Source organism: Yersinia sp. 2542 StPb PI, from assembly GCF_048593855.1.
Taxonomy (GTDB): Bacteria; Pseudomonadota; Gammaproteobacteria; order Enterobacterales; family Enterobacteriaceae; genus Yersinia; species Yersinia enterocolitica_E.
The window spans coordinates 1-5,647 of sequence record NZ_JAZGQA010000244.1; the positions used below are offsets into that span (position 1 = coordinate 1).

The following is a 5,647-nucleotide window of genomic DNA, read 5'->3' on the forward strand; positions in this document are numbered from 1 at the left end:
ACAGTAACCTTACTTAAAAGCGATACTCACAAAAGCATCGTTCATTTTTTATTTATCCGTGAAGGTAAAATATAAATTTTTATTTCATCGCAGCCAAAATAAAAAGCCCCCGAAAGTTCGGAGGCTTAATTAATGTCAGAGCACTATCTTATCGACGAGTGATAGTATTTATTCCCACTCAATCATGCAATAAACAATGAAACTGTTTTTTTATCAGCACCTTAAATAATTTCAAAAGGATAATACCATGCGAAATACCATGCCAGACCAACGAAGCTGAGCCTTACTTCTTTATGTGCAAAAACTGGCTCAGCCCAAGCCTTCAGAGAGTCAAAATAGCCGATCCCATCATGCAACGCCCCCTAATCACGAGGACGCACTGGCATGATGTAGGGCTGCGAGAACTGAATAAGTCAGATGTGGAAGCTCGACTGGAGCGACGCAGCATGAGACGAGTGGAGCAGCGAACTCCACGCCGAAATGCTGGAGGAATACTACAAAAATCAAATGACATCGAAGCCCATTTGGAGCACAATGTAGCTACAAAACGCTAGGGGTATGCTATGGCAAGCAGTAACGATGTTGTTCGCGCACGGATTGACGGACATGTAAAAGAGGAAGCCACGAACGTGTTGGCAGGAATGGGCTTATCCGTTTCAGATGCGATTCGAATGCTGCTCACACGCATTGCAGCCGACAAGGCGCTTCCCTTCGATATCAATCGTGTGCAGGCTCAGCCCAGTATCAGGAAGCAATGAGCCTCTGCCTGTAAAACTCAAAAAAACCAGGGCTAAGGTATAAAGGCATGGATCGCATACAACAACTCAACTACGAAAAGGACTTCCGCATTGCCTTCTTAGAATCTAAGGGGGACGGATTTCAACGTTTGTTCGAGAAGCTGATGTCAAAAGCACATCCCAATAACTTCATGGCTTGCCGGCCTTGGGGCAATGTCGGGGATCGCAAGAACGACGGATATCTGCCTTCCGCGCGAATCCTTTTTCAGAGTTACGCCCCCAATGAATTAACCGCTGCCGAGGCCATAAAGAAGATCAACGAAGACTTCGAGGGGGCCAAAGAGCATTGGGAAGATTATTTCGATGAGTGGACGTTCGTGCACAACGCACCGGATGGGCGTCTGGGTCCACACATCATTGAGGCCTTGGCCAAACTTGCGCAAGACAACCCACAGATCAAGATCGGGCACTGTGGCTACGAGGAAATGCTGGCGAAGTTCCGTCAGCTAAGCCTTCAGGATCTCGAGTCTTGGTTCGGCCCTTCGTTAACCATGGAAGCAAATGTCAATCTGGGCTTCAGCGATCTGGCTGCTGTGCTCACTCACATCAGCATCACGCCCGTGCCCACGGCAAGCGAGGTCAAGGACGTTACGCGCGGAAAGATCGAAGCAAACCTTTTGTCTCAAGCTGTGGCAGACTTTTTGAAAATTGGTATGCAGAAGTCACCGCTCGTTGCGCAGTTCTTCAATAGCTGGAAAAACCCTACCTACGGTGAGCAGATCGCGCAGGCGTTCAAGAGCGAATACGTGGGACTGCGGGATGGAGTTCCTCAGCTCCATCCCGATGAAATATTCGGCCGCCTAGAATCGTGGGCCGGGGGCACGACGAATACCACGCCCTCGCACAAGGCGGCGGTGTTAGCCGTAATGGCATATCTGTTCGACAAGTGCGAAATTTTTGAAGACGCTCAAGCGGTAGGTACTGCATGATTCTGCCATCCAAACATCTGCCGCAGGATCGTGCGCTTCTCACTGTCGGTGCACGTGTATTGACATTTCTAGCACGCCCCAAGACTGTCTCCGCACTTTGGGAGGAACTGAACAGACACGACACAGGCTTGACCGCAACGCCTCGGCGAATCACATACGACTGGTTTTTGCTCTCCCTTGATCTGTTATACGCACTTGGGACTATCGAACTTGAAAGTGGCCTTGTGGCCCGGAGGACAGCGTGATTCATCACATTTTTTGCACGCTACCTAGCTTCAAGGATCTTGGCGATCTGAAGCCCGGTCTGAATGTGCTGCTCGCCCAAAAAACAAATGGGGCAACCACCAAGCAAACGCGAAATCGTGCCGGCAAAACCAGTTTCGTTGAGTTGGTGCATTTTCTGCTCGGTGCCGATGCCGGACCAGAGTCGATTTTCCGCACCGCCGAGCTGGCCGAACACACCTTCAGCATGGACTTCGATCTGAAGTTGGAACGAACAGTCGTCGAGCGCAGTGGTGGCTCCAAAGCTAAAATCTTTGTAACGGTGCCGCCCTCCCCTAAGGTCAAGTTCTCGGCCACCGAGTGGTGCGAGTTCCTCGGCGAACAAATGTTTGGCCTCAGCAGCCTTGAAGCTGCGGGCAGCAAGCCACCTTCGTTTCGTTCGCTGTTTGCCTACTTTGTACGCCGACAGGCGAGCGGTGCCTTTATGACGCCAGAAAAGCAGGCTACGATGCAGGGAACTGGCGACATGCAGATGGCGCTGATGTTCCTACTTGGACTGGATTGGCAGATTGCCCGAGATTGGCAAGCTGTACGCGATCGAGAAAAGACCCTCGAAGAACTGAAGAAGGCGGCTAGCAACGGTGTGTTTGGTTCTATCATCGGCAAAGCCGCTGACTTGCGCACAGAGCTCACCATCCAAGAAGCTCGCCTCAAGAAGCTTCACGCAGAAGTTGAGACTTTTCATGTTTTGCCGGAGTACCGGCAACTGGAAGTCGAAAGCGCAAGGCTTACCCGCCAGCTCAACGACTTGGCCAACGCCAACACTATCGATTTCTCGGCTATTCGTGATCTGGAAAGCGCCCTCGCCTCCGAGGTTCCGCCGGACCATGAGGACCTTCAAGCTGTCTATCAAGAGGTAGGTATCGTGCTTCCCGGTTTGGTTAAACGTCGCTATGAAGACGTTAAGAGCTTTCACGAATCGGTGGTGCGCAATCGCAAGGACTATCTGTCCAGCGAGCTTGAAGCTGCCAAGCAACGCATCGAGTTGCGTGACAGTAAGAAAGCACAGCTCGACCAACGGCGCGGCGAAATCCTTGGCATTCTCAAGAGTCATGGTGCGCTCGAACAGTTCCTCAAGCTGCAGGGAGAATTAGGGCGTCTGGAGTCCGAAGTGGAATCGCTGCGGCAACGCTTTGAGGCTGCCGAGCAACTCGAAGGCACCAAGAACGAGTTAGAGATTGAACGCAATCGCCTCACGATCCGCCTGCGGCGTGATTTCGCCGAGCAGAAGGATCGACTGGCGGAAGCCATCGTTGCCTTCGAGGAAATCTCGCAACGCCTCTATGAGTCGGCCGGCAGCATGACGGTCGATGAAACCTCCAACGGACCTATCTTCAAGTTTCCGATGCAGGGACAGCGCAGCAAGGGCATCAAGAACATACAGATTTTCTGCTTTGATATGATGCTTATGCGCTTATGCGCCAAGCGGCAAGTAGGACCAGGATTCCTGATTCATGACAGCCATCTATTTGACGGCGTTGACGGGCGCCAAGTTATCAGCGCCTTGCGTCTTGGCTCAGAGATCGCCCAAGAGCTTAACTTCCAATACATCGTGACAATGAACGAAGACGACGCCTTTAAGGAAACAATAGATGGCTTCGATCTCAACGAATATGTACTACCCAAACGCTTGACCGATGCTACAGAAGATGGCGGGCTGTTTGGCCTCAGATTTGGATAAACATCCGATTTATGGCGATTGGCTTCGGAGCAATCGCCTGAATACAAAAATTTTTGAAGTCATCGGCAAGCGCTGATCGGATAATGTCGCAAAAACAGAAGACAAGAACATTTCCGGTGAATCCGTGTTCACCGGAAATGCTCTAGCCCTCTGAAATTGATCCTGTCCCGCTGTGCGTCGTTCAGATACCGCTAGGCGTACCATCTACCATGCCATAAAAACGGGGTGCTTGGCGATGCGAAAACTTGCCAGATAGTGCGGGGTCGAAAACGCAAAAGCCCGCAATTACGCGGGCTTCCGGGGTTTTTATGCCACTTGCTGCCGGTCTATGCCGGACGCGGGCTCACTCCCACTCAATGGTAGCGGGTGGCTTGCCACTGATATCGTAAACTACACGGGAAATACCATTCACTTCATTGATAATGCGGTTTGAAACGCGGCCCAGGAAGTCGTATGGCAGATGCGCCCAATGTGCGGTCATAAAATCGATGGTTTCTACTGCGCGCAGTGAAACCACCCAATCGTATTTACGCCCATCGCCCATCACACCAACAGAACGCACTGGCAGGAATACAGTAAAGGCTTGGCTCACTTTATTGTACAGATCAGCTTTATGCAGCTCTTCGATAAAGATGGCATCAGCGCGGCGCAGCAAGTCACAATACTCTTTTTTTACTTCGCCCAGAACACGTACACCCAAACCTGGACCTGGGAATGGATGGCGGTATAGCATGTCGTACGGCAGACCTAATTCCAGGCCAATTTTGCGTACTTCATCTTTAAACAGCTCTTTCAGCGGCTCAACCAGCCCCAATTTCATCTCTTTCGGCAAACCGCCCACATTGTGGTGAGATTTAATTACGTGTGCTTTACCAGTAGCAGACGCGGCTGATTCAATCACATCAGGGTAGATGGTGCCTTGTGCCAACCACTTCACTTGATCTTGCTTACACGCTTCTTCATCAAACAGTTCGACAAACACGCGACCAATGATTTTACGCTTCGCTTCAGGTTCATCGACACCAGCCAGCGCTGCAAGGAAACGATTTTCGGCGGCAACATGAACAATATTCAGGCCGAATTTATCACCGAACATTTCCAGCACTTGGTCGGCTTCGTTCAACCGTAGCAGCCCGTTATCGACAAACACACAAGTCAGGCGGTCACCAATAGCACGATGCAGCAGCATTGCCGTCACAGATGAGTCAACACCACCGGACAGGCCAAGAATCACATGGTCTTCACCAATTTGCTCACGCAGACGAACAATGGCGTCTTCGATAATGGTGGCCGGGGTCCATAAGGCTTCACAGCCGCAGATATCCAACACAAAGCGCTCTAACAGGCGTTGGCCTTGTTTGGTATGTGTGACTTCTGGATGGAACTGCACGCCATAAAAACGCTTCTCTTCGTTGGCCATAATGGCAAACGGGCAGGTATCGGTGCTGGCAACCGTCACAAAATCAGCTGGGATGGCAGTGACTTTGTCACCATGGCTCATCCATACATCCAATATTGCTTCGTTGGCTGGATTGATAGCATCTTTGATATCGCGGATCAGTGCGCTGTCAGTTTTGATTTCCACCTGCGCATAGCCGAACTCGCGCTGATTTGAACCTTCAACTTTCCCCCCCAGTTGCATCGCCATAGTCTGCATACCGTAGCACACACCTAATACCGGGACACCCGCAGTGAACACGTAATCAGGTGCGCGTGGGCTGTCGTGCTCAGTCGTGCTTTCAGGACCGCCAGAAAGAATGATGCCGCTTGGATTAAATTCGCGGATCTGAGCTTCGGTTACGTCCCACGCCCATAGTTCACAATAGACACCGATTTCACGAACGCGTCGCGCCACCAGTTGGGTGTATTGCGAGCCGAAATCAAGAATAAGGATGCGATGCTTATGGATATTTTTTGTCATGTGCGGCGTATTCCACAGAGAAATAATAAAATTAAAT

5 protein-coding genes are annotated in these 5,647 nt (G+C 50.9%); 4 read left to right on the forward strand and 1 reads right to left on the reverse strand.

The window, feature by feature from the left end; translation table 11 throughout:
* The first annotated feature begins 563 nt into the window (after positions 1–563).
* From V1952_RS19680 to V1952_RS19695, 4 genes are read left to right on the forward strand one after another with little or no spacing between them, the layout of a single operon-like run.
* Positions 564–758 carry a type II toxin-antitoxin system RelB/DinJ family antitoxin gene (locus V1952_RS19680; protein WP_097085939.1) on the forward strand — a complete coding sequence of 65 codons (195 nt, stop codon included), beginning with the start codon at positions 564–566 and terminating at the stop codon, positions 756–758.
* A 47-nt stretch (positions 759–805) separates the two neighbouring features.
* Positions 806–1,726 (forward strand): ABC-three component system protein, encoded by a 921-nt coding sequence (locus tag V1952_RS19685; protein WP_420075373.1) that lies wholly within the window; start codon positions 806–808, stop codon positions 1,724–1,726.
* Complete coding sequence (locus V1952_RS19690) at positions 1,723–1,971, forward strand: ABC-three component system middle component 6 (protein ID WP_420075374.1); 249 nt, start codon at positions 1,723–1,725, stop codon at positions 1,969–1,971. Before V1952_RS19685 ends, V1952_RS19690 begins: the two co-directional genes overlap by 4 nt.
* Positions 1,968–3,689, forward strand: a complete 1,722-nt coding sequence (locus tag V1952_RS19695) for an ABC-three component system protein (protein WP_420075375.1) — start codon at positions 1,968–1,970, stop codon at positions 3,687–3,689. The genes V1952_RS19690 and V1952_RS19695 overlap by 4 nt, the downstream gene beginning before the upstream one ends.
* A 343-nt stretch (positions 3,690–4,032) precedes the next feature.
* Here V1952_RS19695 and guaA read toward each other — a convergent pair whose 3' ends face one another.
* Positions 4,033–5,610 (reverse strand): glutamine-hydrolyzing GMP synthase, encoded by a 1,578-nt coding sequence (gene guaA / locus V1952_RS19700; protein WP_083163218.1) that lies wholly within the window; start codon positions 5,608–5,610, stop codon positions 4,033–4,035.
* Positions 5,611–5,647 lie beyond the last annotated feature (37 nt).

What these genes read in the sequence shown, in the direction of transcription:
- guaA (WP_083163218.1), bottom strand. Translation starts at nt 5,610, where the DNA reads ATGACAAAAAATATCCATAAGCATCGCATCCTTATTCTTGATTTCGGC.
- V1952_RS19680 (WP_097085939.1), top strand. Translation starts at nt 564, where the DNA reads ATGGCAAGCAGTAACGATGTTGTTCGCGCACGGATTGACGGACATGTA.
- V1952_RS19690 (WP_420075374.1), top strand. Translation starts at nt 1,723, where the DNA reads ATGATTCTGCCATCCAAACATCTGCCGCAGGATCGTGCGCTTCTCACT.
- V1952_RS19685 (WP_420075373.1), top strand. Translation starts at nt 806, where the DNA reads ATGGATCGCATACAACAACTCAACTACGAAAAGGACTTCCGCATTGCC.